General features: G+C 72.8%; 25 protein-coding genes. 10 read left to right on the forward strand and 15 right to left on the reverse strand.

Going from position 1 to position 24,459, the window contains the following annotated elements; translation table 11 throughout:
- Positions 1-113: 113 nt before the first annotated feature.
- The 4 genes from DMH12_RS01620 to DMH12_RS01635 all read right to left on the reverse strand — a co-directional run bounded on the left by DMH12_RS01620 (position 114) and on the right by DMH12_RS01635 (position 4,043).
- Positions 114-989, reverse strand: a complete 876-nt coding sequence (locus DMH12_RS01620; RefSeq protein ID WP_125489700.1) for an oxygenase MpaB family protein — start codon at positions 987-989, stop codon at positions 114-116.
- An 80-nt stretch (positions 990-1,069) separates the two neighbouring features.
- Positions 1,070-1,435 (reverse strand): transglycosylase family protein, encoded by a 366-nt coding sequence (locus tag DMH12_RS01625; protein ID WP_125489701.1) that lies wholly within the window; start codon positions 1,433-1,435, stop codon positions 1,070-1,072.
- A 99-nt stretch (positions 1,436-1,534) separates the two neighbouring features.
- A complete protein-coding gene (locus DMH12_RS01630) occupies positions 1,535-3,004 on the reverse strand; it encodes a sialate:H+ symport family MFS transporter (RefSeq protein ID WP_125489702.1) in 1,470 nt (489 codons plus the stop codon).
- 109 nt (positions 3,005-3,113) lie between these two features.
- On the reverse strand, positions 3,114-4,043 hold the full coding sequence (locus tag DMH12_RS01635) for a dihydrodipicolinate synthase family protein (protein WP_125489703.1): 930 nt from the start codon (positions 4,041-4,043) through the stop codon (positions 3,114-3,116).
- A 127-nt stretch (positions 4,044-4,170) separates the two neighbouring features.
- On the opposite strand from DMH12_RS01635, the gene DMH12_RS01640 reads away from it, so the two are divergent.
- Both DMH12_RS01640 and DMH12_RS01645 read left to right on the forward strand, forming a co-directional pair.
- Positions 4,171-4,887, forward strand: a complete 717-nt coding sequence (locus DMH12_RS01640) for a FadR/GntR family transcriptional regulator (protein ID WP_260473972.1) — start codon at positions 4,171-4,173, stop codon at positions 4,885-4,887.
- Positions 4,888-4,997: 110 nt separating this feature from the next.
- Positions 4,998-5,486 carry a DUF5949 family protein gene (locus DMH12_RS01645; RefSeq protein ID WP_125489704.1) on the forward strand — a complete coding sequence of 163 codons (489 nt, stop codon included), beginning with the start codon at positions 4,998-5,000 and terminating at the stop codon, positions 5,484-5,486.
- A 40-nt stretch (positions 5,487-5,526) separates the two neighbouring features.
- On the opposite strand, the gene DMH12_RS01650 is transcribed toward DMH12_RS01645, so the two are convergent.
- Positions 5,527-6,063 carry a cysteine hydrolase family protein gene (locus DMH12_RS01650; protein ID WP_125489705.1) on the reverse strand — a complete coding sequence of 179 codons (537 nt, stop codon included), beginning with the start codon at positions 6,061-6,063 and terminating at the stop codon, positions 5,527-5,529.
- 82 nt (positions 6,064-6,145) lie between these two features.
- Here DMH12_RS01650 and DMH12_RS01655 point away from each other — a divergent pair, with 82 nt between their 5' ends.
- Together DMH12_RS01655 and DMH12_RS01660 are read left to right on the forward strand one after the other, a co-directional pair.
- Positions 6,146-7,216 (forward strand): nitrous oxide reductase family maturation protein NosD, encoded by a 1,071-nt coding sequence (locus DMH12_RS01655; protein WP_125489706.1) that lies wholly within the window; start codon positions 6,146-6,148, stop codon positions 7,214-7,216.
- Between the two features lie 49 nt (positions 7,217-7,265).
- A complete protein-coding gene (locus DMH12_RS01660) occupies positions 7,266-8,294 on the forward strand; it encodes a methyltransferase (RefSeq protein WP_125489707.1) in 1,029 nt (342 codons plus the stop codon).
- Between the two features lie 86 nt (positions 8,295-8,380).
- Here DMH12_RS01660 and DMH12_RS01665 read toward each other — a convergent pair whose 3' ends face one another.
- The 4 genes from DMH12_RS01665 to DMH12_RS01680 form a co-directional block, all read right to left on the reverse strand.
- Complete coding sequence (locus DMH12_RS01665) at positions 8,381-9,520, reverse strand: SchA/CurD-like domain-containing protein (protein WP_125489708.1); 1,140 nt, start codon at positions 9,518-9,520, stop codon at positions 8,381-8,383.
- 133 nt (positions 9,521-9,653) lie between these two features.
- A complete protein-coding gene (locus DMH12_RS01670) occupies positions 9,654-10,382 on the reverse strand; it encodes a class F sortase (RefSeq protein ID WP_185832097.1) in 729 nt (242 codons plus the stop codon).
- A 112-nt stretch (positions 10,383-10,494) separates the two neighbouring features.
- Positions 10,495-11,097, reverse strand: a complete 603-nt coding sequence (locus DMH12_RS01675) for a hypothetical protein (protein WP_125489709.1) — start codon at positions 11,095-11,097, stop codon at positions 10,495-10,497.
- Positions 11,098-11,360: 263 nt separating this feature from the next.
- Positions 11,361-11,828 carry an ATP-binding protein gene (locus DMH12_RS01680; protein ID WP_125489710.1) on the reverse strand — a complete coding sequence of 156 codons (468 nt, stop codon included), beginning with the start codon at positions 11,826-11,828 and terminating at the stop codon, positions 11,361-11,363.
- Positions 11,829-11,942: 114 nt separating this feature from the next.
- On the opposite strand from DMH12_RS01680, the gene DMH12_RS01685 reads away from it, so the two are divergent.
- On the forward strand, positions 11,943-12,914 hold the full coding sequence (locus DMH12_RS01685) for a LysR family transcriptional regulator (protein ID WP_125489711.1): 972 nt from the start codon (positions 11,943-11,945) through the stop codon (positions 12,912-12,914).
- Positions 12,915-12,918: 4 nt separating this feature from the next.
- Here the strand turns inward: DMH12_RS01685 and pgm are convergent, their stop codons facing one another.
- From pgm to DMH12_RS01700, 3 genes are all read right to left on the reverse strand, one after another.
- Complete coding sequence (gene pgm, locus DMH12_RS01690) at positions 12,919-14,559, reverse strand: phosphoglucomutase (alpha-D-glucose-1,6-bisphosphate-dependent) (RefSeq protein WP_125489712.1); 1,641 nt, start codon at positions 14,557-14,559, stop codon at positions 12,919-12,921.
- A gap of 103 nt (positions 14,560-14,662) precedes the next feature.
- Positions 14,663-15,091 (reverse strand): hypothetical protein, encoded by a 429-nt coding sequence (locus DMH12_RS01695; RefSeq protein ID WP_260473973.1) that lies wholly within the window; start codon positions 15,089-15,091, stop codon positions 14,663-14,665.
- A gap of 60 nt (positions 15,092-15,151) precedes the next feature.
- The gene (locus DMH12_RS01700) at positions 15,152-16,087 is read right to left on the reverse strand and encodes a LysR family transcriptional regulator (RefSeq protein WP_125489714.1); all 936 of its coding nucleotides are present in this window, start codon (positions 16,085-16,087) and stop codon (positions 15,152-15,154) included.
- A 94-nt stretch (positions 16,088-16,181) separates the two neighbouring features.
- Between DMH12_RS01700 and mdlC the strand changes: the two genes are divergently transcribed.
- The 3 genes from mdlC (at position 16,182) to DMH12_RS01715 (ending at position 20,598) form a co-directional block, all read left to right on the forward strand.
- Complete coding sequence (mdlC, locus tag DMH12_RS01705; protein ID WP_125489715.1) at positions 16,182-17,762, forward strand: benzoylformate decarboxylase; 1,581 nt, start codon at positions 16,182-16,184, stop codon at positions 17,760-17,762.
- A gap of 60 nt (positions 17,763-17,822) precedes the next feature.
- Positions 17,823-19,277, forward strand: a complete 1,455-nt coding sequence (locus tag DMH12_RS01710) for a benzaldehyde dehydrogenase (protein WP_125489716.1) — start codon at positions 17,823-17,825, stop codon at positions 19,275-19,277.
- Between the two features lie 67 nt (positions 19,278-19,344).
- The gene (locus DMH12_RS01715; RefSeq protein ID WP_125489717.1) at positions 19,345-20,598 is read left to right on the forward strand and encodes an aromatic acid/H+ symport family MFS transporter; all 1,254 of its coding nucleotides are present in this window, start codon (positions 19,345-19,347) and stop codon (positions 20,596-20,598) included.
- 75 nt (positions 20,599-20,673) lie between these two features.
- Here the strand turns inward: DMH12_RS01715 and DMH12_RS01720 are convergent, their stop codons facing one another.
- On the reverse strand, positions 20,674-21,417 hold the full coding sequence (locus DMH12_RS01720) for a PepSY domain-containing protein (RefSeq protein WP_125489718.1): 744 nt from the start codon (positions 21,415-21,417) through the stop codon (positions 20,674-20,676).
- Between the two features lie 76 nt (positions 21,418-21,493).
- Positions 21,494-22,480, reverse strand: a complete 987-nt coding sequence (locus DMH12_RS01725; protein WP_125489719.1) for a LysR family transcriptional regulator — start codon at positions 22,478-22,480, stop codon at positions 21,494-21,496.
- 214 nt (positions 22,481-22,694) lie between these two features.
- Between DMH12_RS01725 and snpA the strand changes: the two genes are divergently transcribed.
- Together snpA and DMH12_RS01735 are read left to right on the forward strand one after the other, a co-directional pair.
- Positions 22,695-23,378 (forward strand): snapalysin, encoded by a 684-nt coding sequence (gene snpA / locus DMH12_RS01730; RefSeq protein WP_125489720.1) that lies wholly within the window; start codon positions 22,695-22,697, stop codon positions 23,376-23,378.
- Positions 23,379-23,508: 130 nt separating this feature from the next.
- Entirely contained in the window at positions 23,509-23,769 is a 261-nt protein-coding gene (locus tag DMH12_RS01735; RefSeq protein ID WP_125489721.1) for a hypothetical protein, read from the forward strand.
- A gap of 12 nt (positions 23,770-23,781) precedes the next feature.
- On the opposite strand, the gene DMH12_RS01740 is transcribed toward DMH12_RS01735, so the two are convergent.
- Positions 23,782-24,459, reverse strand: a 678-nt coding sequence (locus DMH12_RS01740) for an adenosylcobinamide amidohydrolase (RefSeq protein WP_399186410.1), incomplete at its 5' end; no start/stop codon positions are given.

Raw genomic sequence — 24,459 nt, forward strand, 5'->3', positions numbered from 1 at the left:
GTGAGGGCCGGAGGCCGGACCCGGACGGCTCCGCGTGACGGACGTCCGGGGCCGGCCCTCCGCTCCCCCGACGGGGGGTCAACACGGCGTACCGTACGGCGGGCGCTGCCTCCCTACGCCGCGTCCCGGGGCGGCGTCATCGCCCAGCGGATGCCCGCGGTCACGGCCGACCCGAGGGGCCGCACGCACACGCCCTCGGCCGGGGGTACGCGCGGCAGGCCCAGGGCGCGTGAGGCCCAGACCGGCAGCAGGGACACCGCGTTGGCGGCGAGCAACCCGTAGGGCAGACGCGCGAGCAGCGGGATGGGCGGCCTGAGCAGCAGGAAGCGGGTGGTGCTGCGCGCCTCGGCGGTCGCGCGCAGTTCGCCGCGGTAGGCGGCGATGCGTTCGGTGAGTCCGGCGCGGTCCACGGGCGGGTCGGGGACGCCGAGCGCCGTGGCGATGCGCGCCATGTCGGCCACGTAGCCGTCGCACCCGTCGTCGTCCAGGGGGCGGGCGCCGTACCGCTGGTGGGCGCGCAGGAAGCTGTCGGCCTCCGCCACGTGCACCCAGCACAGCAGGTGCGGGTCGGCGGCGGCGTACTCCTCGCCCTCGGCCGTGACGCCCCGCACCCTCTCGTGGACGGCCCGTACCCGCTCGCAGGCCTCCTCCGCGCTGTCCGCCGTCCCGTAGGTGGTGACCGCGAGGAAGGTGCTGGTGCGCTGGAGCCGGCCCCAGGGGTCGCCGCGGAAACCGGAGTGCGCGGCGACCGCGGCCATGGCCAGGGGGTGCAGCGACTGGAGCAGCAGGGCGGACAGGCCGCCGATGAACATGGAGGCGTCCCCGTGCACCCGCCGGATCGGCCGTTCCGGGCCGAACCAGCGCGGGCCCGGTGTGTCGTGGATGCGGGCACGGTTGCCCGGACCCTCCGGGCCCGCCACGCGGGAGAAGATCATCTCTCCCAGCCGTGCGCGCGGGCCGGGGAAGCGGTCACCGGGGAGACGTGGCATGTCTGCCGAGCCCTCCTTAGCCCTCCTGCGGCCGGGCGGCTCACACCCCTACGTCTGCCCAGGACCGCCGGGCGGGAACATCAGGCGCAGCCCCAGGCGTTCATTCCCTGGATCCGGGCCAGGCGCTTGGCGACGGCGATCTGCTCGGCGCGGCTGGCGAGGTCCGCGCGCGAGGCGTACCTGAGACCGCCGGCCGCGATCCAGCTCGACGTCCTGAACTGCAGGCCGCCGTAGTAGCCGTTGCCGGTGTTGGCCTTCCAGTTGCCGCCCGACTCGCAGGCGGCGATGGCGTCCCAGTCGGTGCGCAGGGGGACGGACGGTGCGGCGGCCGCTTCGGTGGTGGCGCCCAGTGCGGTCGTGGCGAGCAGCGCCGCCACGGCGATCCGGACCCCACGGCGGTGCGCGCCGCACACGTCACTCCGATGAGCATTTCGTCTACAGATCATACTGGGACTGTTACCGCACGTGACAACATGACGACGCACCGTCCGCCGCCCCCTTACGCCGGTCGGAGCAGGCGAACCACCCTCCGGCCGGCGTCCGCCTCACTTCGCCGTCGGTACGGACGGCGGGCTCTCCACCGCCGCCTCGGTGGCCAGGTAGTCCGGCACGGCCTCCGGGTCGACGAGACGGTTGAGCCGGCTCGGGACGTCGAAGCCGATCAGCAGGATGACCACCAGGGTCAGCGAGAAGGTGAGCACCGCGAGCGACTGCCCCAGCGACATGCTCGACGCCAGCCGGGCACCGAGCACGGGGGCGACGGCGCCGCCCAGCGCGCCGACGTTGTAGGTGAAGCCGAGGGACGCCGCGCGGGTATCGGTCGGGAAGTGCCCGGCGATGTACTTCGGCAGCAGTCCGGAGATTCCCTGCATGCAGGCGAGCATGAGGAACAGCAGGATGCCCAGGCCGAGTTGGCTGTCGCGGATCGCGAAGACGGGGAAGACGAAGGCGATGCCGACGGCCAGGGTGCAGGCGTACGCCCTGCGGGTGCCGAACCGGTCCCCGAGGAAGCCGGTGACGATGCAGCCGGCCATCGTGCCGAACCCGGCGTAGTAGAGCGCGTCGCTGACCTGCGCGGGGGTGAAGCCGAGTTCGCTCTTGAGGTAGGTGGGCAGCAGGGCCTGGACCGGCCAGCTGTAGAGGAAGGCGCAGAACACGGTGACGCAGAGCGCGACGAAGAGCAGCCAGCGCTTGCGCCCGCCCAGCTGCACGGCGAAGGCGAGGAGACAGGCCGTGGCCACGACGGAGAGGACGGGCACCGCTCCCGCGCCGAGCGGGGTGAAGACCGCGAACAGCGCGCCCGTGGCGACGACCGCGAGCACCGTGTTGGCCGTCGCCCGGCGCCGGCCCGCGAACAGCGGCCGGAAGGGGTTGGGCCGCTCGCCGGTGGCGCCCACCCGGGCCTCCCAGTCGTCGGCCTCGGGCAGCGCCCGCCGCACCCACAGCGCGACGACGACCGGGAACAGGCCGATGTAGAACAGCCAGCGCCAGCCGTGCCCCGGCACCACGTGCTCGTAGACCTCGGCCGCCAGGACGCCGCCCAGGGAGAAGCCGGAGATGAGGAATCCGGAGGCGCGGTTGCGCAGCCGGGCGGGCCAGCTCTCCAGCACGTAGGTGGCGCTGGCGCTGTACTCACCGGCCATGCCCATGCCGATCAGCAGGCGGGCGGTGAACAGGCTCGTGTAGTCCCAGGCGAAGCCGCAGGCGAAGGTGCCGACCGAGTACAGCAGGATGCTGGCCACCATGGCGCTCTTGCGGCCGAAGCGGTCGCCGAGCGCGCCGAGCACGGCGCCGCCGAGCCAGCGGGTGATGAAGGCCCCGGAGACCAGGCTCGCGGACTCGACGGTGGAGAGCCCGAAGTCGTCGGCGATCTCGGTCAGCACGAGGGTGATGAGCACGAAGTCGAAGCCGTCGAGGAGGTAGCCGATCCAGGCGGCGAAGAAGGACTTCCACTTCTCCCGGGTGATCTCGCGGTACCAGGGCGGGGCGGTCGGGGTGGGGCGCGCAGATGACATGACGGATCCAATGCGGGTGGGAAGACGCGCGTGGGGGGGACGGACAGCGGGACGGAACGGGAGGTGCGGGGGTGGGACCGGGGCCGGACCGGCGGCCCCGGTCCGGGGATCACAGGAGTCCGGCCTCGGTGAGCCGGGTGCGGACGCGGGCCACGGCCGCATCGTCGAGCGGCACCTGCGGCGCCGCGGTGGCCGCGCAGTCGATGAGGCCCAGCAGCCGGGCGGCGGCCTTGAAGGCGCCGAGCGCGCTGGAGCTGGGGCCCATCAGGGCGGGGTCGCCCGCGTCGGTGAGGGCGAACAGGGCGGCGAGCCGGTCCTGCTCCGCTCGGGCGGCGGCCCAGTCACCCGCCCGGGCGGCCGCGTAGAGGCGTACGTAGCCGTGCGCGTCGACGTTGCCGAGGCCGGGCACGACGCCGTCCGCGCCGGCGAGGAGCGCGCCGTCCACGGTGAGTTCGGAGCCGGTGAGCACCGAGAAGTCCGGGGTGCGCGAGCGCAGTTCGACCAGCAGCCGGCGCAGCGAGCCCTCGTCGCCGCTGGAGTCCTTCAGTCCGGCGAGGGTGCCGTCGGCGGCCAGGCCGAGGACCACGTCGCGGGGCAGTTTGGTGTGCACGGCGACCGGGATGTCGTAGGCGAACAGCGGCAGGCCCGCGCCCTCGCGGATCCGCCGGAAGTGGCCGGCGATCTCCACCGGGTGGGTGCGGGTGTAGAAGGGCGCCGTGGCCACGAGCGCGTCGGCCCCGGCCCGGACCGCGTCGGCCGCCCGGTCCAGGACCCGGGCCGTGGTGGTCTCGATGACCCCGGCGAGCACGGGGACGCGGCCGGCGGCGGCGTCCACGGCGGCTTCGAGCGCGGTCAGCCGCTGGGCGTCCGTGAGGTACGCGGTCTCGCCGCTGGACCCCAGCAGGAACAGACCGTGCACACCGGCCGTGATCAGGTGCTCGGTCAGTCGGCGCACCGACCCGGTGTCGACCTCCCCTGCCGGGGTGAGCGGGGTGATGACCGGAGGGATGACGCCGCGCAGCGGCGTGGGGATGGGCATGCGGTGACTCCAGGTCGTGCCGTGTTTCCGTCCCGGGGGCAGGGGGCGGCGGCGCGCCCGGACTCCCGGAACCTGAGGACGTAGGATGTCCTACGTCCTGTTAGAGTGACACATGACGGACCAGGGGATGTCAAGGGTCGAGAGGGGACGCCACATGGGCTCGGTCGCCGCCGACGCCGAGGAGCGGATCAAGGAGCTGATCGTCGAGGAGGGCCTCGGCCCCGGCGACCCGCTGCCCACCGAGACGGAGCTGATGGAGCGGTTCGGGGTCAGCCGCAACTCGCTGCGCGAGGCGCTCAAGTCCCTGCAGGCCATGCACATCGTCGAGATCCGGCGCGGCTTCGGCACCTACGTCGGCACCATGTCGCTGGAGCCGATGACCGAGGCCATGGCGTTCCGCACCGTGGTCGGGCACCGGCGGGGCCAGGGCAGCCTGCTCGAACTGCTGCAACTGCGCGAGGCGCTGGAGGCGGGGCTCATGCACCGGCTGGCGGGCCGGTTGCCCGAGGCGGACCTGGCGGAGCTGGACGCGCTGGTGGAGACGATGCACACCGAGGTGCGGGAGGCCGGCGAGATCGCGGCCCGCACCGACCGCGCCTTCCACCGGGTGCTGCACCGCTCCCTGGACAACGAACTGCTCAGCGAACTCCTCGACGCCTTCTGGAGCGCCTTCCACCGGGTGCGCGCCCAGGCCCAGGGACTGGGCGCGGCGGCCGACGGCGAGGAACTGGCCCGGATGCACGCCAGGATCGTCGACGCCGTGCGCGAGGGCGACGCGGAGGCCGCGGAGCGGGCGGTGCACCGGCACTTCGACGACATCCGCAGCCGACTGTCGCGGCGGTGAGCGGACCCCTCGTTCGACGGACTCCTCGTTCGTGTGAAGAAGGGCGAGGACGTCGTCCGGTCGGGTGACGGCCGTCCGGGAGCGCCCCGGCGCGCGCTTACGGTTTCGCGATGACCTCGATCTCCACCGCCCCGCGTCCCCTGCGAACCGCCGACCTCGGCACGCTCGTCATCATGTCCTGGAGCCGCGAGACACCCGACGGCGACGTCCCCTTCCTCCTCGCCTGCTCCCTCGGCGACGGCGAGGGCGGCCCGGAGGCGACCCCGGCCGCCGTCGAGGGGCTGCTGAGCCGCTCCGGGATCGCCGTGGGCGACGGCGTGCTCGACGCCACCGCCCTGCCCGGCCTGCCGGTCGGCCTGCTCGTCGTACCCGGTGCGGCGGCGCTCACCATGCCGGGCGTCAACGCCCAGTTCGTGCCCACGCCGCAATGGCGCGAGGCGGTGGACGAGCGCGGGTACGCCTGCCTCGTCTTCGCCACCCGCCCGTGGCCCGGCGGCGAGCCCGGCGAGGCCGGGGCGGTCGCCGCCTTCGCCAACCACGAGGACACCCTGCGGACGGCGGCCCAGCTCGTCCTGCCCGTGCGCAGCCTGCGGACCTGACACCGGCCGGCTCTCCCGGCCCGCAGCGCCGCGGATCGCCTCACGTCCACAACTCGTCGCTGTCGCAGACCCGCGCCCCCATGTTCCGCTCCATCATGCGCAGGGCGGCGTCCGCGAGATCGGCGTGGATGTGGGCGACCGCGTCGCGCGGGACGATGACCTGCAGATGGCGGATGTGGGCGTCGAGCGCCGAATAGAGCACACACTGCTCGGTCACCTGCCCGCACAGCACGAGCCGGTCGATCCCCTGCTGGTGGAGGAGATAGGTCAGCGGGGTCTCGAAGAAGATCGAGTGGCGCGCCTTGACCACGAAGAGGGACGACTCGTCGGGCCGCAGCGGCTCGACGAGTCCCGCGTGCGGTCCCGAGAGGGCCTTGTCGAGGATCTCGCCGTGGTGCGAGCGCCACTCCCCGAAGTTGTCGTTGACGTAGATCACGGGGACGTGGTGGCGTCGCGCCCGCTCCAGCAGGCCGGTCAGCTGCGGCAGCACCGACTCCGCGGCCGGGATCAGCGCTTCGGCGTCCTGATGGTCGTACGTGTTGATCATGTCGATGACGATCAGTGCGGTCTTGCCCATGCAGCCCAGGTTGCCATCCTGACACGCCGTCGGATGGCTCATCCCGGCCGCGTCAGAATATGTCCGGCATATCTTTCCGAATATGAAGAAATGCCATGTCGTGTACCTGGTGTGCACCGCAGCGATGATCGGCACGGGGCTCGGAGCGGCTCCGGCGTCCTCCGCCCCCATGACCCACGTGGTCAAGCCCGGAGAGTCGATCCAGAAGGCGGTGGACGCCGCCGAATCGGGGGACACGGTCCTCGTCACTCCCGGTACCTACCACGAGAGCGTCAAGGTGAGCACCCCCGGGCTCACCCTGCGCGGCATGGGCCGCGAGACGATCCTCGAGCCCGGCACCAAGAAGGCGGCCGCCAACACCTGCGCCGAGAGCGGCAACGGGATCTGCGTGACCGGCACGAAGGGCAAGAACGTCAAGGGTGTCACCGTCGCCGACCTGACGGTGACCGGCTTCACCCGCGCCGGTCTGTACGCGACGGCCACCGACGGCCTGACGGTGCGGAACGTGACGGCCGCCGAGAACGGCGTCTGGGGCATCGCCCAGGAGCAGTCGGTCCACGGCACCTTCCGCGGCAACGCCGCCCTCGACAACGGCGACGCGGGCATCTTCCTCGCCAACACCATCACGGCCGAGAAGGGCGCGGCCGACACCGAGGGGACGCTCGTCGCGCGCAACCTCCTCAAGGGCAACCGGATCGGCGTCACGGTCCGGCGGCTGCGCAACCTCGCCGTCGCGGCCAACAACATCACCGGCAACTGCGCCGGCGTGTTCGTCGTCGGCGACGAGAACAAGCCCAAGGCCGGCGACCTGGTCGTGCGCGACAACCACGTCGTGGGCAACAACAAGTCCTGCCCGAAGACCGAACGCCTCGACGCCCTCCAGGGCTCCGGCATCGTCCTGACCGGCACCGAGAAGGTACTGGTCGCGGACAACACGGTGCGGGAGAACTCGGGCAAGTCCCCGCTGTCGGGCGGCATCGTCCTGTTCAAGAGCTTCGTGGGTGTCACCAGCGAGAAGAACGAGGTCAAGGGCAACTCGCTGCGCGACAACTCCCCCGCCGACCTGGTCAACACCGAGACGGCGGCCACCGGGAAGAACAACACCTTCGAGGGCAACACCTGCGGCGCCTCCAAGCCCGCGGGACTGTGCTGACCGGCCGGCCACAGCCTCTCGTGTACCGAAGAAGGAAGGAAAGCGGCACATGACGACCGCACAGACCGCCCCACCCCCGCCCATGCGGCTGAGGGAGCTCGTGTTCGGCGCGGCGTGTGCCGCCGCCCTCCGCACGGCCGCCCGGCTCGGAGTCGCCGACGCCCTCGGGGACACCCCCATGACCGTGGACGAACTCGCGAGCGCGGTGAAGGCCGAGCCCAAGCCGCTGCGCCGGCTGCTGCGCGCCCTGACCTGCTACGGCGTCTTCTCCGAGCAGAAGAACGGGACGTTCGCGCACACCGACATGTCCCGGCTGCTGCGCGAGGACGACCCGCACAGCCTGCGCTACATCACCCTGTGGTGCACCGAACCGTGGACCTGGGACGCGTGGCCCCTGCTCGACGAGGCGGTCCGCAGCGGCCGCAACGTCGTCGAGGGCCTGTACGGCAAGGAGTTCTTCACCTACCTCAACGAGGACGCTCCCCAGTCGGCCGAGGTCTTCAACCGCGCCATGACGACCTCCAGCCGGCAGTCGGCGGAGGACGTCGCGGCCCTCCTCGACCTGTCGGGCAGCTCCTCGGTCGCCGACATCGGCGGCGGCCAGGGGCACGTGGTGGCGAGCCTGCTGGAGAAGTACCCGTCCATGCACGGCACCCTGCTCGACCTGCCCAAGGTCGTGGAGAACGCCGACCCGCGGCTGCGCGAGGGCGGCTCGCTCGCGGACCGCGTGCGGATCGTGCCCGGGGACTGCCGCGAGGACATCCCCGTCCGGGCCGACGTGTACGTCATCAAGAACATCCTGGAATGGGACGACGACAGCACCGCCCGCGCCCTGCGGGGCGTCATGCGGGCGGGCGGGCCCGGGGCCCGGGTCGTGGTCATCGAGAACCTCGTCGACGACACCCCGTCGATGCGGTTCAGCACCGCGATGGACCTGCTGCTGCTCCTCAACGTCGGCGGGGCGAAGCACACCACCGACAGCATGGTGGGACGGCTGACCGAGGCCGGCCTCGTCATCGACGACATCCGCCCGGTCAACCCCTACCTGCACGCCTTCGACTGCACGGTCCCGGAGTGAACCGACGCCCCGACGGGCGGCGACGGCCGCCGGACCGCGACATGCGGTCCGGCGGCCGTCGCGTGTCCGCGGCGTCCGGTGCCGGTTCAGGCGTCGGGCGCGCGCCGGTCGGTGACCGGTTCCATCCGGGCGCCCTCCAGGGCCCGGGCGAGTGCGTCGCCCGGCCGGTCCGGACCGTCCAGCAGGGTGGTCAGTTCGGTGACCGTGGCGGGGTCGGGGAGGCCGAGAGTGACCGCGGGGTCGCCGGCCCGGAGGTCGCCGCGCACATCGACCAGCCGCACCACGATCTCGTCGCGCTGGAAGACGGTGCTGCTCAGCACCGGGCTGCGCGGGTCGTCGGCCGCCGCCTCGTCGCGCTCGGCGAGGAGTTGCGCCAGCCGCATGCCCTGTCCCGGCCGGGCCGGGTACGAGAGCGCGTGGCGTTGTGCCGCCGGGTCCCGCTCCGCCGCCGTCACGTGGTGCACGGCGGGCAGCGCCGCCCGCGTGTAGAACACCCGCGCGGACTCCGGATCGCCGAGATCCCGGTCCTGCTCCAGATAGGGGTTGAGGGCCTCCTCGACCGCCCGCACCTCGGGCTGCGCGGCCACGTGCCGCAGGGCCGCGAGCAGGTCACCGCGCACCTCGATGGCCCGCACCACCCGGTTGCCGTGCAGGAACAGGGAGGTACGGCACAGGCGCGTGGTGTCGTCGACGCGCGGCTCGGGCGAGGCGTAGTCGGCGAGGATCCCGGCGACCGTCTCCTCGCTGCCGGGCTTCACCGTGAAGGTGAGGGCGTGCCGGATCACGCCGTCACCGATCCGGGGGGCCGACTGGAGCCCGCCCCGGACGGGTTCGGCACCCGTCGCGGGCCGGCCGGTCTCGCGGACCACGTGGAAACGGAGCGACCGGGTGTGCCGGACGCATTTGTGCAGCGGCTTGACCATCCGCACGTGTTCCTCGCTGCTCACCCAGTTCAGGAACGGCGGGGCGCTCTCCCACTCGCTGGTGATGAGCCACTGCGAGGGGTTCTCGATGGATTGGCACAACTGCTCGCCGATGTGCCCGGGGACGGACTCGACGTGGCTGCGCAGGTTCTCGTACGTCTCCAGGAACTGCTGCTGGGCCCCGTCGTAGACCTCCACCAGCAGGACCACCCGGAGGCGGGAGCCGTCGAACACGGACTGGGAGACCTGGTGCGACACCTGACGTGCCGACGGGTCGGATACAGGGGTGGTCGTGATGGTCATCCTGCGCACTCTCCTTCGCGGAGGCGGAACTGGGCGTCACCCGTGATGCCGCGACGCCGACGTGTCCGACGATCTTCTGCCCGGCCCCGACGGCGCGCGACTCGTGTGCACTGCGCGGGTGACCCGCGCGGGCTCAGGTGAGGTGGGCGAAGACGACCAGGTTGTCCGTGTAGTCCTTGGCCTTGCGGTCGTAGTCGCCCGCGCAGGTGATGAGCCGCACCTCGGGCCGGTCGGTGTCCCCGTACACACGCTTGCTGGGGAACTCGTCCTTGGCGAAGGTCTCCAGGGCGTGGACCTCGAAGGACGCTGTGCGCCCGTCGGCCCGCCGAACGTGGAAGACGTCTCCCTCGTCGAGCTGGCCCAGGCGGGCGAAGACCGCGGGGGACGTCTTGGTGTCCACGTGCCCGGCGATGATCGAGGTGCCCCGCTCCCCCGGGGAGACGCCCTTGGCGTACCAGCCGACGAGGTTGGTGTCGGCGGCCGGCGGGGGCTGGAGCTGGCCCTTGGCGCCGATGGCGAGATCGGTGAACGGGGCGTCGACGGAGATCTCCGGGATGAGCAGCCGCACCGGCTTCGACCGGGGCAGCACCGGTCCGGCCGGGCGGGCGCGGGACGGGCCGGTCGCGGACGGAGCGGTCGCGGACGAGCCGGTCGCGGACGGGCCGGCCTTGGGCGAGGCCGACGCTGCGGGCTGAGCGGGCAGCGGGGGGCGCGACGAGTCGGTCGACGTGTCGTTGCCGCCGATCAGGCTGACCGCCAGGATCAGCAGGGCCACGCCGCACAGCACCATCAGGCCGGGGCGGGATCCCTGCCCGGTCGGCGGCTTCTCGTCGTCGGCGGGGGTCGAAGGAGGGACTGTCATCGAGGACCACCTCGGTAGGGCACGGCGGCAGGGCGGACACGGAGGGGGACAGCGAGCCGGGCCGCCACGGGGTTCCTGCTGGCGGCCCGGCCGCTATCGCGCCCGGCACGGCTCAGGCCATTCCGTTGACCGACTTCTTGCGTCGGACGGCGTACAGACCGGTGCCGGCCACGGCCAGGACGGCGAGGCCGCCCGCGGTGGTGGTCGGCGTGGCGAGACCACCGCCGCCCGTGTGCATACCGCCGTGCGGCTTCTCGTGACCGCCGCCCCAGGACTTCTCGCCCTCGTCCTGCTTGTACTCGGAGCCCTCGTCCTTCTTGGACTCGCCCCCGTCCCAGCCGCCCTCGTCCTTCTTGGACTCGCCGCCGTCCCACTCGTTCACCGCGGTCAGGGCGCCGCCGCCGGTGTGCATACCGCCGTGCGGCTTCTCGTGCTTGCCGCCCCAGGACTTCTCGCCCTCGTCCTGCTTGTACTCGGAGCCCTCGTCCTTCTTGGACTCACCGCCGTCCCACTCGTTCACCGCGGTCAGGGCGCCGCCACCCGTGTGCATACCGCCGTGCGGCTTCTCGTGCTTGCTTCCGTTGTCGTGCTCCTTGCTGTAGGAAGAGTCGTCGTGGTCCCAGTCGCCCGCGGAGGCCGCGTACGCGCCGGGGGCACCGAGGACGATGACGGCCGACGCGGCCGCCGTGGTCAGGAGCATGCGAGCAGAACGCATCTGTGGTTCCTTCCGTCACGGCCGGGCAGCTGCTGCTTCGTCAGCTGAGGTGACCCGGCCCCGACGTGAATTACCGTCAGCCAGCCGTCCGACTCGCACCACTCAAGGCGCTCAGCCGGGTGAACACCGGCCGCTCGCGAGGGCCTGTCGGAGCATGCAAAGCACCCTGGACGCACGGCAGTTGATGGACTTTCCGGTCCCGTTGACACGACGTCACCCGCGAGGGCTACTGCGCCGCGCCGACACGCTCACCGGGCGGTGGTTCAGGAGGTGTGTCCGAGGGCGGTGCCGTTCAGGTCGTCGGTGAGCATCACGGCGGCCCGCATGCGCTTGCCGACGGGTTCCCGGTGCACCTCGAAGCTGTGGCACACGGCCATGACGATCTCGAGCCCGTGCCGGCCGACGCGGCCGGGGTCGGTGGCCTCGGCGACGGGCAACACGGGTTCGCTGTCCCACACGGTGACCTCGACCAGGTCGTCGGCCAGCTCCAGGTCGACCAGCGAGGGGCCGGGCGCGTACTTGCAGGCGTTCGTCAGCAGCTCGCTGACCACGAGCTGCACCAGGTCCGCCGCACGGTCGGACACCGCGCGGTCCCGCACGGCACGCACCCGGGCGAGAAATCTCCGGGCCAGCTCGCGGCCCCGGGCGATGTCGCCGGGAATGCCCTCGTACTCCGCCGAAACCTTGACCGGCTCACTCCGCCGGTCCTCATGCCGGGCAGCCCCGTCCATCCGATCCGCCCTCTTCCTGAGCCTTGACCGTTACGCCAGCCCGTCTACCCAGGAAACCGTGAAACATCACCGGCCGCAGCGACCACAGGGTGGCAGCGGCGCCACGCTCGTACGATGGCCGCCGTGGATCTCAGCGCCGTACGCACCTTCGTCGCCGTCGCCGAGGCGGGGCAGTTCCAGGTCGCCGCCGACCGGCTGAACGTCACCCAGCAGGCCGTGTCCAAGCGGATCGCCGCGCTGGAGAGGGACCTGGGGGTGACATTGTTCACCCGGACCGCGCGAGGAGCCCGGCTCACGATCGACGGGCAGGCGTTCCTGCCGCACGCCCGTGCGCTGCTGGAGGCCGAGGAGCGGGCCGTCGCGTCGGTGCGGCCGGGGCGCCGTCCGCTGCGGGTGGACGTGATCGGCAGACGGGCCGCGACGGCCGGTCTGCTGCGTGACTTCCACCGCGCCCGTCCCGACGTCGACCTCGACGTGGTCGCCCTCCCCGACGCGCACACCGCCGTGGCCGCCCTCGGTGCCGGGGCCATCGACGCGACGTTCCGCTGCGTCACCATGCCGGGGCAGCGGCTGCCCGACGGCATCGAGGCCACGCCGGTCTTCGACGAGCCGCTGCAGTTGTTCACCGGGCCCGCCCACCCGTTCGCGAAGGCACGGGCGGTGACCCCGGGGCAGCTCGCCGGGCAGCGCGTCTGGATGCCCGGGAACGTCCCTGGCACCGAGTGGTCGGCCTACTACGACGCGTTCGCGGCCGAGTACGGGTTCACCGTGGACGCGATCGGCCCGAACTTCGGCGTCGAGGCCCTCCTGGACACCATCTCCGAGTCGTCGACCGTGTCGACCTTCCTCAGCGAGCACACCCCCCTGGTCTGGCCGGCCGGCCACGACCTGCGGCGCATCCCGGTGCGCGATCCGGCGCCGGTCTACCCGCACTCCCTGCTCCGGCACACCGACAACGCGCATCCGGGGCTGGCCGCGCTGCACGCGTACCTCGTCTCCCGCCCGTCCGTCCGGCTCGACACGGAGCTCTGGGCACCGGCCTGGGCCCTGCGCCGCGGGGCGCAGGGCGCGGCCGGCCAGAGGTGAGGCCTCAGCCGCCCAGGGCGCCGAGGACGACGAGCTTGGCCTCGTCCTGCACCTGCCGAAGATGGTCGGCGCCGAGGAACGACTCCCCGTAGATCTTGTAGACGTCCTCGGTCCCGGAGGGGCGGGCCGCGAACCACGCGTTCTCGGTGGTCACCTTGATGCCGCCGATGGGCGCGCCGTTGCCCGGTGCCTCGGTGAGGACGGCGGTGACCGGCTCTCCGGCGAGGGTGTCGGCGGTGACCTCGGCCGGGGACAGCCGGGCGAGCCGGGCCTTCTCCTCGCGGGTGGCGGGGGCGTCGATGCGGGCGTAGGCGGGTTCGCCGAAGCGGGCGGTGAGCGCGGCGTAGTGCTCGGAGGGGCTCCGGCCGGTGACGGCGGTGATCTCGGAGGCGAGCAGGGCCAGGAGGATGCCGTCCTTGTCGGTGGTCCACACCGAGCCGTCCCGGCGCAGGAAGGACGCCCCCGCGGACTCCTCGCCGCCGAAGCCGAGGGAGCCGTCCAGGAGACCGCCCACGAACCACTTGAAGCCCACCGGGACCTCGACCAGCCGCCGGCCGAGGTCGCCTGCGACCCGGTCGATCATGCCGGAGGAGACCAGCGTCTTGCCCACGCCGGCGTCGGCGGGCCACTCGGTGCGGTGGGCGTAGAGGTAGGCGATGGCGGTGGCGAGGTAGTGGTTGGGGTTCATCAGGCCGCCGTCGGGGGTGACGATGCCGTGCCGGTCGGCGTCGGCGTCGTTGCCGGTGGCGATGGCGAAGCGGTCGCGCTTCTCGATGAGGGAGGCCATCGCGTGGGGCGACGAGCAGTCCATGCGGATCTTGCCGTCCCAGTCCAGCGTCATGAACCGCCAGGTCGGGTCGGTGAGCGGATTGACCACGGTCAGGTCGAGGCGGTGGTGCTCGGCGATCCGGCCCCAGTACGCGACGGAGGCGCCGCCCAGCGGGTCGGCGCCGATCCGTACGCCGGCCGAGCGGATCGCGTCGAGGTCGAGGACGGCCGGCAGGTCGGAGACGTAGCGGTCGAGGAAGTCGTATCGCCCGGTGCCGGGGGCGGCGAGCGCCCGGGCGTAGGGGATGCGCCGTACGTCCTTCAGACCGGCCGCGATGATCTCGTTGGCCCGGTCCTGGATCCAGGAGGTGGCGTCCGATCCGGCCGGTCCGCCGTTGGGCGGGTTGTACTTGAAGCCGCCGTCGGCGGGCGGGTTGTGCGAGGGGGTGACGACCACGCCGTCCGCGAGGCCCGAGTCGCGGCCCCGGTTGTGGGTGAGGATGGCGTGCGACACCGCGGGGGTGGGGGTGTAGCCGTCCCCGGTGTCCACGAGGACCGTCACGTCGTTGGCGGCGAACACCTCGAGCGCGGTGACCCTCGCGGGCTCGGACAGGGCGTGCGTGTCGGCGCCCAGGAAGAGCGGACCGTCGGTGCCCTGCGCGGAGCGGTACTCGCAGATGGCCTGGCTGGTGGCGGCGATGTGGTCCTCGTTGAAGGCCGCCGCAAGGGACGACCCCCGGTGCCCGGACGTGCCGAAGGCCACGCGCTGGGCGGGCTCCGCCGGGTCCGGGTGCAGGGTGTAGTACGCCGTCACCAGCCTGGCGACGTCGATCAGGTCCTCGGGGCCGGCCGGCTTCCCGGCTCGGTCGTGCTGCATGCGCCCACTCCTCCGCATCGGTAGGGACTTCGCTCGCGGTCCCATCTTCCCCTGTCCGGGGAGCGGCGCTGTGCCTTCCGGCCGGGGCCGTCCGGTAACGGCGTCAGATCCGGCCGCCGGTCATGCGGGTGAGGGGCCCCTGCGCGTGGCGGCCCGACCGGCGGCCCACCGCGTACGAGGCCGCGCTCAGGGCGGTGATGCCGGCGCCGACGCCCGCGGCGACGAGCTTGCGGTGGGCGATGACCGTCCAGGCGGTCTTCGCCCCGGCAACGACCTGGCCCGAGGTGGTGATGACGGCCTGACGGCCCGCCTCGACACCCTTGGCCGCCGTCTGCACGGCACCGTTCGCGGCCTGGGCGGAACGCTGGGCGCCGGCCTTGGCGGCCGACGTGGCGTCACCCGCCTTGTCGGCGGCGGCCCGTGTCGCCCGGGAGGCGGGGGCGGTCGCCTTCTTGGCGGCGCTCTCGGCCTTGGCCTCGGCGGTCCGCGTAGTGGTGGGCTTCTTGTTCGTGTCCTTGTTCGGATCGCTCATGGACACCGCTTTGCCCCTCACCGCGACCGCAAACACCCGCAGTTCGCGCGGCCTTGGATCTCAGCGGGCGGCGGTGGGTGGCAGTTGGGCCGGGCTCACCTGTTCGCCCAGTACCTCCGCCATGAACTGGACGAGCCAGCGCTGCGCGGGAGCGCGCGAGGACTCGTGCCGCGCGTACAGGGCGATCTCGATCGGCTCGGTCTCGAACGGCAGGCGCACCAGGCGCACCCGGTGCGAGGCGGTGAAGACCTCGCCGACGAACTCGGGGACGATGGCGACGAGGTCGGTCTGCTCGAGCAGGTAGGGCAGCATCGAGAAGCGGGTGGCGTCCACGGCGACCCGTTCCAGGAGTCCGTGCGCGGCCAGCACCGCCCGGGGCGCGACGTGTCCGCTCGGCCCGAACACCGTCGCGTGGTGCTCGGCGGCGAGGTCGGCCAGAGTCGCCGCGTCGCCCCGGATGCGCGGGTGGTCCGCGGCGACCATCAGGACGTAGCGCTCCCGGAAGAGCGGGACCCGCACGGTCAGGTGCGAGGTGATCACCGGGGTGGCCACGAAGACGTCGAGGTCGCCGCGGCGCAGCTGGCTCTCGGCGTCCTCCACGTCGAAGGGCCGGACGGTGAACGACACGCCCGGCGCCCGCTCGCGCGCGGCGGCGAGGAGCCTCGGCAGCAGCGTCGCCTCGCCGAGGTCGGACAGCGCGATGGTGAAGCGCCCGGACATGGTGGCGGGGTCGAACACGTCGCCCTGCCGGACCGTCCCGTCGATCTCCGCGAGGGCCCGCTGGAGCGGCTCGTACAGCCGCCGGGCGCCGGCCGTGGGCGTCAGTCCGCGCCCGTTGCGGCGGAACAGCTCGTCGTCGAAGTGGCGCCGGAGCTTGCCCAGGCTGTAGCTGACGGTGGGCTGCGTGACGTGCAGCGTCTCGGCGGTGGCCGTGACGCTGCCGGTCTCGTACAGGAGCACGAAGACCCGGGCGAGGTTGAGATCGAAGGTGCCCATATCGATGCAGCCTATATCGGGGCACCGAAACATCTATTGGTGCCCATGTCGCGCGGTGCCTAGCGTGTCGGACGTCACTTCGAAAGGAACGTCCGTGTCATCCGTGCGTCGTGTCTGCCACGATTTCCTGGAGCGCCAGGGACTCACCACCGTCTTCGGCAATCCGGGCTCCAACGAGCTGCCCTTCCTCGCCGGACTGCCCGACGGTTTCCGCTACGTCCTCGGCCTGCACGAGGGCGCCGTCGTCGGGATGGCCGACGGGTACGCGCAGGCGACCGGACGCCCGGTCCTGGTCAACCTGCACGCCGCCTCCGGTTCCGGCAACGCGATGGGCGCGCTGACGAACGCGGTGGCCGCGCGCACCCCGCTGGTGGTGCTGGCCGGCCAGCAGGTCAGGCCCGCGATCGGCCCGGAGGCCAACCTGGCCAGCGTCGACGCCCCCGCCCTGATGAAGCCGCTGGTGGGCTGGGCGGCGGAACCGGCGTGCGCCGAGGACGTTCCGCGCGCCCTCGCCCAGGCCGTCTTCGAGGCACGGCTCCAGCGGCGGCCGACGTACCTCTCGGTGCCGTACGACGACTGGTCGGCCGAGGCCGGTGACAACGCGGCGGCGGTACTGGACCGGCGGGTCGAGCTGGCCGCCGTGCCCGGTGCATGGCAGAGTCACCGGCTCGTCGAGCGGGTCGCCGCCGCCCGGCGCCCCGCACTCGTGCTGGGCGGCGACATCGACTCCGACGGCCTCTTCGACGACGCGGTCCGGCTGGCCGAGCAGCTGGGCGCTCCGGTGTGGGCGGCCCCCTCGCTGTTCCGGCTGCCCTTCCCCAACCGGCACCCGCAGTTCCAGGGGGTGCTGCCCGCCGGGATCGCACCGGTCTCGGCGGCGTTCGAGGGCCACGACCTCGTGCTCGTGCTGGGCGCGCCGGTCTTCCGCTACCACGAGCACCTCCCCGGCGCCTATCTTCCCGAGGGGACCCGGCTGGTCCAGGTGACCGGGGACGCGTCGGCCGCCGCGCGGGCGCCGATGGGCGAGGCCCTGGTCGCCGACCCCTCGGCCGTCGTCGACCTGCTCCTGAAGTCGCTGGACGCGCCCGCGAGCCCCGCGGCGCCCTACCGGCCGGCGCCCGCGCCGCTCACCGCCGAGGGTCCCGGCCTCCACCCCGAGCAGGTCTTCGCCGCCCTGCGCGACGAACTGCCCGAGGACACGGCGTACGTCGTCGAGTCGACGTCGACCAACGCTGCCTGGTGGCGCCAGATGGATCTGCGCCGGCCCGGCTCCTACTACTTCCCGGCGGCCGGCGGCCTCGGCTTCGGCCTGCCCGGCGCGGTGGGGGTCGCGATGGCCCGGCCCGACCGCCCGGTCGTGGCGGTGGTCGGCGACGGCTCGGCCAACTACGGCATCACCGCACTGTGGACGGCGGCGCAGCACCGGGTTCCGCTGACCGTCGTACTGCTGCGCAACGGCACGTACGGGGCGCTGCGCTGGTTCGGCGGGCTGCTCGGCGTGCCGGACGCCCCCGGCCTCGACATCCCGGGGCTGGACTTCACCCGTATCGCCGAGGGCTACGGCGTCGCCGCCCGGCACGTCGAGGGCGCCGAGGAGCTGCGCGCCGTCCTCGCCGAACCGGCGGCCGGGCCCCGGCTGATCCAGGTGGACACGGCGCTCACCACGCCCTCCTGACCGCACCGACGTTCCGAGCACCCCGAGAACGCGCACGAGAAGCACGAGGAAAGGGACACGATGACACTCCTGGACAGCGACGTCTGGGGCCGGAAGTTCTACAGCGACGGCTGGCAGGACTCCCCGGTCGAGCATCCGGTGACCGAGCCGGCCACCGGCGACCGGCTCGGCGCGGTCGGGCTGGCCACGGCCGAGGACGTGGGCCGCGCCGCCACCCGGGCCGCCGAGGCCCAGCGCGCCTGGGCGGCGACCGCGCCGCAGGAGCGGGCCGCGGTACTGCGGCGCGCGGGTGAGCTGTTCACCGAGCACGCCGCCGAGATCGAGGGCTGGCTGGTGCGCGAGGGCGGCTCGGTACGGTCCAAGGCCGCCTTCGAGGTGGGGCTCGCGATCGGCGAGTGCTTCGAGTGCGCGGGGCTTCCGACGCACCCCCAGGGCGAGGTGCTCACCTCCGAGGAGGCCCGCTGGTCGCTCGCCCGCCGCCGCCCGGCCGGTGTCGTGAGCGTGATCGCGCCCTTCAACTTCCCGCTCATACTGGGTCTGCGCTCCGTGGCCCCGGCGCTGGCCCTGGGCAACGCCGTGCTGCTCAAGCCCGACCCGCGGACCGCGGTCGGCGGCGGTGTGGTCATCGCCCGGATCTTCGAGGAGGCCGGGCTGCCCGCGGGTGTCCTGCACCTGCTGCCGGGCGACGGCGCGGTCGGACAGGCGGTCGTCGAGGCGCCGGAGGTGCGGGTCGTCTCCTTCACCGGCTCCACGCCGGTCGGGCGGGCGATCGGCGAGCGGGCCGGGCGGCTGCTGAAGCGGGCCCATCTGGAACTCGGCGGGAACAACGCGCTGGTCGTGCTGGACGGCGCGGACGTGCCGAAGGCGGCGTCGGCGGGCGCGTTCGGCTCCTACCTGCACCAGGGGCAGATCTGCATGACGACCGGCCGGCACATCGTGCACGAGTCGCTGGTGGAGGAGTACACCGCCGCGCTCGCCGCGAAGGCCGACGCCCTGCCGGTCGGCGACCCGGCCCGCGAGGACGTGGCGCTCGGCCCGCTGATCGACCGCCGTCAGCTGGAGCGGGTGCACGGCATCGTCACCGACAGCGTCGCGGCCGGCGCGAAGGTCGCCGCGGGCGGCGAGACCGACGGCGCCGGTTACCGCGCCACCGTCCTCACGGGTCTGACGACCGACATGCCCGCGTGGCGCGAGGAGATCTTCGGCCCCGTCGCGCCGGTCATCGCCTTCTCCACGCTGGAGGAGGCCGCGCGCATCGTCAACGACTGCGAGTTCGGGCTGTCGGTCGGCATCCTCGGCGACGTCGGTACGGCGATGAAGCTGGCCGACCGGATCGACTCCGGCAAGGTGCACATCAACGAGCAGACCGTGAGCGACGAGCCCAACGCCCCCTTCGGCGGGGTCAAGTCCTCGGGCACCGGCTCCCGTTTCGGCGGCGCCGCGGCCAACGTCGAGGCGTTCACGGAGACCCAGTGGGTGACGGTCCGCCCGGACATCGCCGACTACCCGTTCTGATCCCTCCGGCCGCCCCGGCCGTTCCGGCTCCGCTCACTCACACCCGTCCCCCGGGGGGAGAGTCATCATGGCTTCCGCCACCACGTCCGACGCGCCCGCACAGGCCGGCCGCGCCGGCAACAGCTCCTGGACGGTGGTCCTTTGCTGGATCACCGTCCTGCTGGAGGGTTACGACCTCGTCGTCCTCGGCGCCATCATCCCCACCCTGCTCAAGACGCATCACCTCGGCATGACCGCGGGTGACGCGACCACCATCGCGACGCTGTCGCTCGTCGGCGTCGCCATCGGCGCGGTCTGCGTCGGTCCGCTGGCCGACCGGCTGGGCCGCCGCCGGCTGCTCATCGGCTCGGTGGTGCTCTTCTCGGTGCTCACCGTCGTGGTCCCGCTGGCGGACTCCGTCGCGATGTTCGCCGCGCTGCGCCTCCTCGCCGGTCTGGGCCTGGGCGCCTGCATGCCGGTCTCGCTGACGATGATGGCCGAGCACATGCCCGCCGCCCGCCGGGCGCGGGCCAGCACCCTGACGATGACCGGCTACCACACCGGTGCGGTGATCACCTCGCTGCTGGCCCTCCAGGTGGCCGACGACTGGGAGGTCCTCTTCTACCTGCTCGGCGTCGTCGGCCTCGTGATCGCCGTCGTCCAGTGGTTCAAGCTGCCGGAGTCGGAGGCGTTCGTCCGGGCCAAGCGGGAGGGGGCCCAGCGGCTGCCGTTCACCGAGCTGCTCAAACCGGCCCACCTGCGGGCCGGCGTCGGCATCTGGGTCGCGTCGTTCATGGGGCTGCTGCTGGTCTACGGCCTCAACACCTGGCTGCCGAAGCTGATGAACGACGCCGGCTACCCCGTGCCGACCGCCGTCACCCAGCTCCTCGTGCTCAACGTCGGCGGCGTCGTCGGCCTGGTCCTCGGCGGGTTCGTCGCCGACCGGCGGGGCATCAAGGGCACCACCATGGTGTGGTTCGCGGTCTCGGTGGTGATGCTGGGGTGTCTGAGCATCCGCATGGAGAGCGACCTGATGCTCAACGTCGTCGTCTTCCTCACCGGCGTGTTCGTCTTCTCGGCCATGGTGCTCGTCTACGCCTACGTGACGAGCTTCTACCCGGCGTCCGTGCGGAGCACCGCGCTCGGTTCCGCGTCCGGGATCGGCCGGATCGGCTCGATCGTCGGCCCGTCGATCACCGGCGCGCTGGTCGCCTCGGGGGTCGGTCACCCGTGGGGCTTCTACTTCTTCGCCGCGGTCGCGGTCCTCGGCTTCCTGGCCGTCATGACGCTGCCCCGCGTCCGGGGGACCGATCCGACGGAGGCCGCCACGCCCGCGGGGTGACGGCGCACGGCACGCGGAACGGGAGCAGCGGGTCCGGTGACCCGCTGCTCCCGTGTGCGTCCGGGGTTTGGTGACTCAGTCGTTGTCGACGTCCTCGGTCAGGACCTTGCCGTTCGCCGCGTCGACACCGACGGTGGTCTTGCTCCAGTTGTCGGTCGAGACCACGTCGACGGCCCACACGACCTGCTGGTTGTCGTTGTCGCCCAGTTCGACGTGGGTGACGGTGCCCTTGGCCGCGCCGGTGGCCGCCTTGACCGCCTGCTGCGGCGTCTGCTTGGCCTTGCCCAGCCAGTCGGCCGTCTGCTTCATGTCGTCGGCGTCCTGGTCCGGCTCGGCCTGGACGCGGAAGACCTTCCCGCTGACCGCGTCGATGTCGACGCGGTGCACGGTGCCGTCGGTCTCGGCGACCTTGGCCTCCCATTCCGGCGCGCCCTGACTGGGCGCCGGGTTCGGCATGCTCGGGCTCGGGGAGCCGGTCGGCGAGGCGGTGGCGTCGGCCTCGGTGCGCTTGAGTTCGAGGTCCACGAGCTTGCCCTCGGGAACCTCCTTGACAGCGGTGTCGGCGGCCTTGTCCCAGGTGACCTTGGTCGCCGAGACGAGGTCCTTCCGCTCGGTCTGGTCCTCGTTCAGCGAGGGAGACCCGGTGGGGGACGCGGTGGAGGAATCGGTCGCGGTCGGAGACGCGGTCTGGGCCGCCTCCGCGACGCTCGAACGTGTCGTATCGGCGTTCGTGCAGGCGGTCAGCAGTAGAACGGAGGTGCCCAGGGCACCCATCACGGCCAGCGAACGCATCGGCGGAAGTCGTCGTGCAGAGCTCATGATGCTCTCCGTAACCCCTCCGTCACCCGGACACACCGGCCGGTGGGAAAATCACTCCATCGGCCGGATCGCGGGCTCAGCGGGCCCGGACGAACTCGACGCGGTCGGTTCCGCCTCCCGTCAACGGGCGCCGGGGCAGCATCCGGATCCCCGCTCCCTCCAGCCACTCCCGGTAGGCGGTGGACTGGCGGGCCACCTCCCAGTACGCCTCCTCCAGCGCCGGGAAGACGGCGTCCAGCTCGGCGCGGGTGCGCGCGGCCAGCAGCAGGCGTACGCCGATGGGGTCGCCGTACAGGCGCCGCACCGCCATGTCGGGACGGGACTGGGAGCTGGGCTGGCAGACGGTCACGACCTCGCCGGTGGCGACGAGGGATGCGGCGGTGTGGTAGTCGCCGTGCAGGACACGCGGGTTGAGGCCGACGGCGCGCAGCATGCGGTGCACACCGTCCCACTCCCCGTCGACGGTGGGGTCGACCATCCAGCGGTCGTCGGCCAGGTCGGCGAGGCGGACGACCGGGCGGGTGGCCGCGGGGTGGTCGGCCGGCAACATGACGAACTGGGGTTCCCGCTCGACGAGGACGCGCAGGCGCAGCCCCTCGGGGACGTGCAGGGCGCTGCCCTCGACCTCGTGCACGAAGGCGACGTCGAGCTGTCCCTCGGTCACCCGGCGCAGCAGCGCGTTGGCGGAGACGTCCATCTGGAGGGTGGGCTCCAGGCCCGGGCGTCTGAGCCGGCGCAGCCAGCCGGCCAGGGCGCGGCTGGCGGTGGAGCCGACCCGCAGCCTGCTGTCGCCGCCGGCCGCGGCGGCGCGGGCCTCCCGGACCAAGGTGCTCATGTCGGCCAGCAGCGGACGGGCCCGGCCGAGGACGGAGCGGCCGAGCGGGGTCGGGCGGCAGCCGGTGCGCTCACGGACGAACAGGGGGCCGCCCAGGGCCTGTTCGATGCGGCTCAACTGGGTGCTCAACGTGGGCTGGCTGACACCGAGTTGACGCGCCGCCCGGTGCAGGCTGCCGGCGTCGGCGATGGCGCACAGCGCGCGTAGGTGCCTCACCTCGAGCTCCATGCAGGGAGCGTAGGGCGGAACAGTTGGTTGCGCCAGGTGAACAAAACGCGGCGGATCAGGGCGAGTTCTGCACTCCGGTCCAAGCCGCACCCAAGTCGCGGTGAACGGTGATAGCCCGGGCCTATCACCGGTTGCCATCATCACAGCGGGCTCGTGGGCGCTCCACACTCACCGGTGACGACTTCTCCCCACTCCCCCACTCTAGGAGTCATCGATGCGCATCAGCATGCCCCTCCTGTCCACCGCGGCCGGTCTCGGCTTGACGGCGGCCCTGCTCGGTACCGCTCCCGCCGCGACGGCCGTCACTCCCCAGGAGCCCTCGCACGCCGCTCACCTGGGCTTCGAGCCCTCGGCCGGCTCGGGCGAGGACGCGGCGGCGAACCGGGCGTTCTTCGACGCGGTCATCAAGTCCGTGGCCGAGAAGCGCGCCGCCAGTCCGTCGTCGGCGGCGGCCGTCACCGTCTACTACAGCGCCACCAACGCGCCGAGCTTCCGCTCGCAGATATCCCGCTCCACCCAGATCTGGAACGGTTCGGTGTCCAACGTGCGGCTCGCGGAGAGAAGTTCCGGCGCCGACTTCGCGTACTACGAGGGCAACGACTCGCGCGGCTCGTACGCCTCGACGGACGGGCACGGCAACGGGTACATCTTCCTCGACTACCGGCAGAACCAGCAGTACGACTCGACGCGGGTGACCGCGCACGAGACCGGGCACGTGCTCGGCCTGCCCGACCACTACTCGGGACCGTGCAGCGAGCTGATGTCCGGCGGCGGCCCCGGCCCGTCGTGCACCAACGCCTACCCGAACGCCGCCGAGCGCAGCCGGGTGAACCAGCTGTGGGTCAACGGCTTCAAGGCGGCCCTCGACAAGGCGCTGGAGAAGACCTCCGCGCGCTGACGGCCCGGTGACACACGCGGGGGCGGCCCGGCCGGGGCCGCCCCCGCGTGCGCGTATGCCGGCCCGCTTGCCCAACCCCATCGCGGGTAACCGGAGTTCACATCTCTACGATCTCCGTGAGGAGTCCGACATGGACGAGCGGCAGACGCCCGCCGGCAGCGGTCTCGGCGACCTGGAACCGGGCACACGCCAGCGCGCCCAGTTGCGCACCCGCCTGTCCGACATCGCCTGGACCGCGCTGTGCGTCGTACTCGCCCTGTGGGCGGTGTGGACCGTCGTCGATCTCGCCCGGGGCGCGACCGCGTGGGCGTACAGCGCCGTGGCCTGGGTGCTGCTGGCCGCGGCACTGGTCCTGCGCACGATGGCGGTGCGGCGCAGGACGTCGTTGTAGCGGGGCGCGTACTCACCCGGGGGTGGGCAGCGCCGCCCGCACGGCCCGGTGGACGGCGCGGGCCAGCCGGGCTCCCCATTCGGAACGGGGGCCGGCGAAGGAGTGCGTGACCTCGGTGCCGTGCGGCGCGCGGGCGGCGACGCACACGGCGTCCGTGGGGGTGCCCGAGCAGTCGAGTCCCGCGTCCAGCAGCGCCTGCACCTTGGCCTCGGTCGCCGTCATCACCGCGTTCACCAGTGCGGCGTCGCTCAGCGCGACCGGGACCGCGGCGACGATGTTGATCGTCCCGGGCGGGGCGGCGGAGGGGGCGCCCTCCTCGGGCGAGGCCGCCCAGCCGCGTACCGAGATACCGGCGGTCACGACGGCTTCGGCCCCGCCGTCGCATGCGCGGGCGAACGCGGACACATCGGCGGCCGTCATCAGACCCACACCGGGCCCCCGGGCGCCGGCGGCGTGGGCGAGGCCGGTCAGGTGGCGGGCGGGGTCGGTGCGCCGGTAGCCGTGGGCGACCTGGGCGTTGAGCACCCACGCGCGCTCGGCGATGCCGCCGCCCAGCACGGCGCTGCTGGCCATCCGCCAGCCGGGGCCCGCACGCCAGAGCAGGGCGTGCAGCCGTTCGCCGTCCTCCAGCCGCGTCAGGTGCTCCGGGGCCGGCAGGCGGTGCCCGGTGCGGGGCGGGGGCAGCAGGGC

Source organism: Streptomyces sp. WAC 04229, from assembly GCF_003947455.1.
Classification (GTDB): domain Bacteria; phylum Actinomycetota; class Actinomycetes; order Streptomycetales; family Streptomycetaceae; genus Streptomyces.

What these genes read in the sequence shown, in the direction of transcription:
- DMH12_RS01620 (WP_125489700.1), bottom strand. Translation starts at nt 989, where the DNA reads ATGCCACGTCTCCCCGGTGACCGCTTCCCCGGCCCGCGCGCACGGCTG.
- DMH12_RS01625 (WP_125489701.1), bottom strand. Translation starts at nt 1,435, where the DNA reads ATGATCTGTAGACGAAATGCTCATCGGAGTGACGTGTGCGGCGCGCAC.
- DMH12_RS01630 (WP_125489702.1), bottom strand. Translation starts at nt 3,004, where the DNA reads ATGTCATCTGCGCGCCCCACCCCGACCGCCCCGCCCTGGTACCGCGAG.
- DMH12_RS01635 (WP_125489703.1), bottom strand. Translation starts at nt 4,043, where the DNA reads ATGCCCATCCCCACGCCGCTGCGCGGCGTCATCCCTCCGGTCATCACC.
- DMH12_RS01640 (WP_260473972.1), top strand. Translation starts at nt 4,171, where the DNA reads ATGTCAAGGGTCGAGAGGGGACGCCACATGGGCTCGGTCGCCGCCGAC.
- DMH12_RS01645 (WP_125489704.1), top strand. Translation starts at nt 4,998, where the DNA reads ATGACCTCGATCTCCACCGCCCCGCGTCCCCTGCGAACCGCCGACCTC.
- DMH12_RS01650 (WP_125489705.1), bottom strand. Translation starts at nt 6,063, where the DNA reads ATGGGCAAGACCGCACTGATCGTCATCGACATGATCAACACGTACGAC.
- DMH12_RS01655 (WP_125489706.1), top strand. Translation starts at nt 6,146, where the DNA reads ATGAAGAAATGCCATGTCGTGTACCTGGTGTGCACCGCAGCGATGATC.
- DMH12_RS01660 (WP_125489707.1), top strand. Translation starts at nt 7,266, where the DNA reads ATGACGACCGCACAGACCGCCCCACCCCCGCCCATGCGGCTGAGGGAG.
- DMH12_RS01665 (WP_125489708.1), bottom strand. Translation starts at nt 9,520, where the DNA reads ATGACCATCACGACCACCCCTGTATCCGACCCGTCGGCACGTCAGGTG.
- DMH12_RS01670 (WP_185832097.1), bottom strand. Translation starts at nt 10,382, where the DNA reads ATGACAGTCCCTCCTTCGACCCCCGCCGACGACGAGAAGCCGCCGACC.
- DMH12_RS01675 (WP_125489709.1), bottom strand. Translation starts at nt 11,097, where the DNA reads ATGCGTTCTGCTCGCATGCTCCTGACCACGGCGGCCGCGTCGGCCGTC.
- DMH12_RS01680 (WP_125489710.1), bottom strand. Translation starts at nt 11,828, where the DNA reads ATGGACGGGGCTGCCCGGCATGAGGACCGGCGGAGTGAGCCGGTCAAG.
- DMH12_RS01685 (WP_125489711.1), top strand. Translation starts at nt 11,943, where the DNA reads ATGGCCGCCGTGGATCTCAGCGCCGTACGCACCTTCGTCGCCGTCGCC.
- pgm (WP_125489712.1), bottom strand. Translation starts at nt 14,559, where the DNA reads ATGCAGCACGACCGAGCCGGGAAGCCGGCCGGCCCCGAGGACCTGATC.
- DMH12_RS01695 (WP_260473973.1), bottom strand. Translation starts at nt 15,091, where the DNA reads ATGAGCGATCCGAACAAGGACACGAACAAGAAGCCCACCACTACGCGG.
- DMH12_RS01700 (WP_125489714.1), bottom strand. Translation starts at nt 16,087, where the DNA reads ATGGGCACCTTCGATCTCAACCTCGCCCGGGTCTTCGTGCTCCTGTAC.
- DMH12_RS01710 (WP_125489716.1), top strand. Translation starts at nt 17,823, where the DNA reads ATGACACTCCTGGACAGCGACGTCTGGGGCCGGAAGTTCTACAGCGAC.
- DMH12_RS01715 (WP_125489717.1), top strand. Translation starts at nt 19,345, where the DNA reads ATGGCTTCCGCCACCACGTCCGACGCGCCCGCACAGGCCGGCCGCGCC.
- DMH12_RS01720 (WP_125489718.1), bottom strand. Translation starts at nt 21,417, where the DNA reads ATGAGCTCTGCACGACGACTTCCGCCGATGCGTTCGCTGGCCGTGATG.
- DMH12_RS01725 (WP_125489719.1), bottom strand. Translation starts at nt 22,480, where the DNA reads ATGGAGCTCGAGGTGAGGCACCTACGCGCGCTGTGCGCCATCGCCGAC.
- snpA (WP_125489720.1), top strand. Translation starts at nt 22,695, where the DNA reads ATGCGCATCAGCATGCCCCTCCTGTCCACCGCGGCCGGTCTCGGCTTG.
- DMH12_RS01735 (WP_125489721.1), top strand. Translation starts at nt 23,509, where the DNA reads ATGGACGAGCGGCAGACGCCCGCCGGCAGCGGTCTCGGCGACCTGGAA.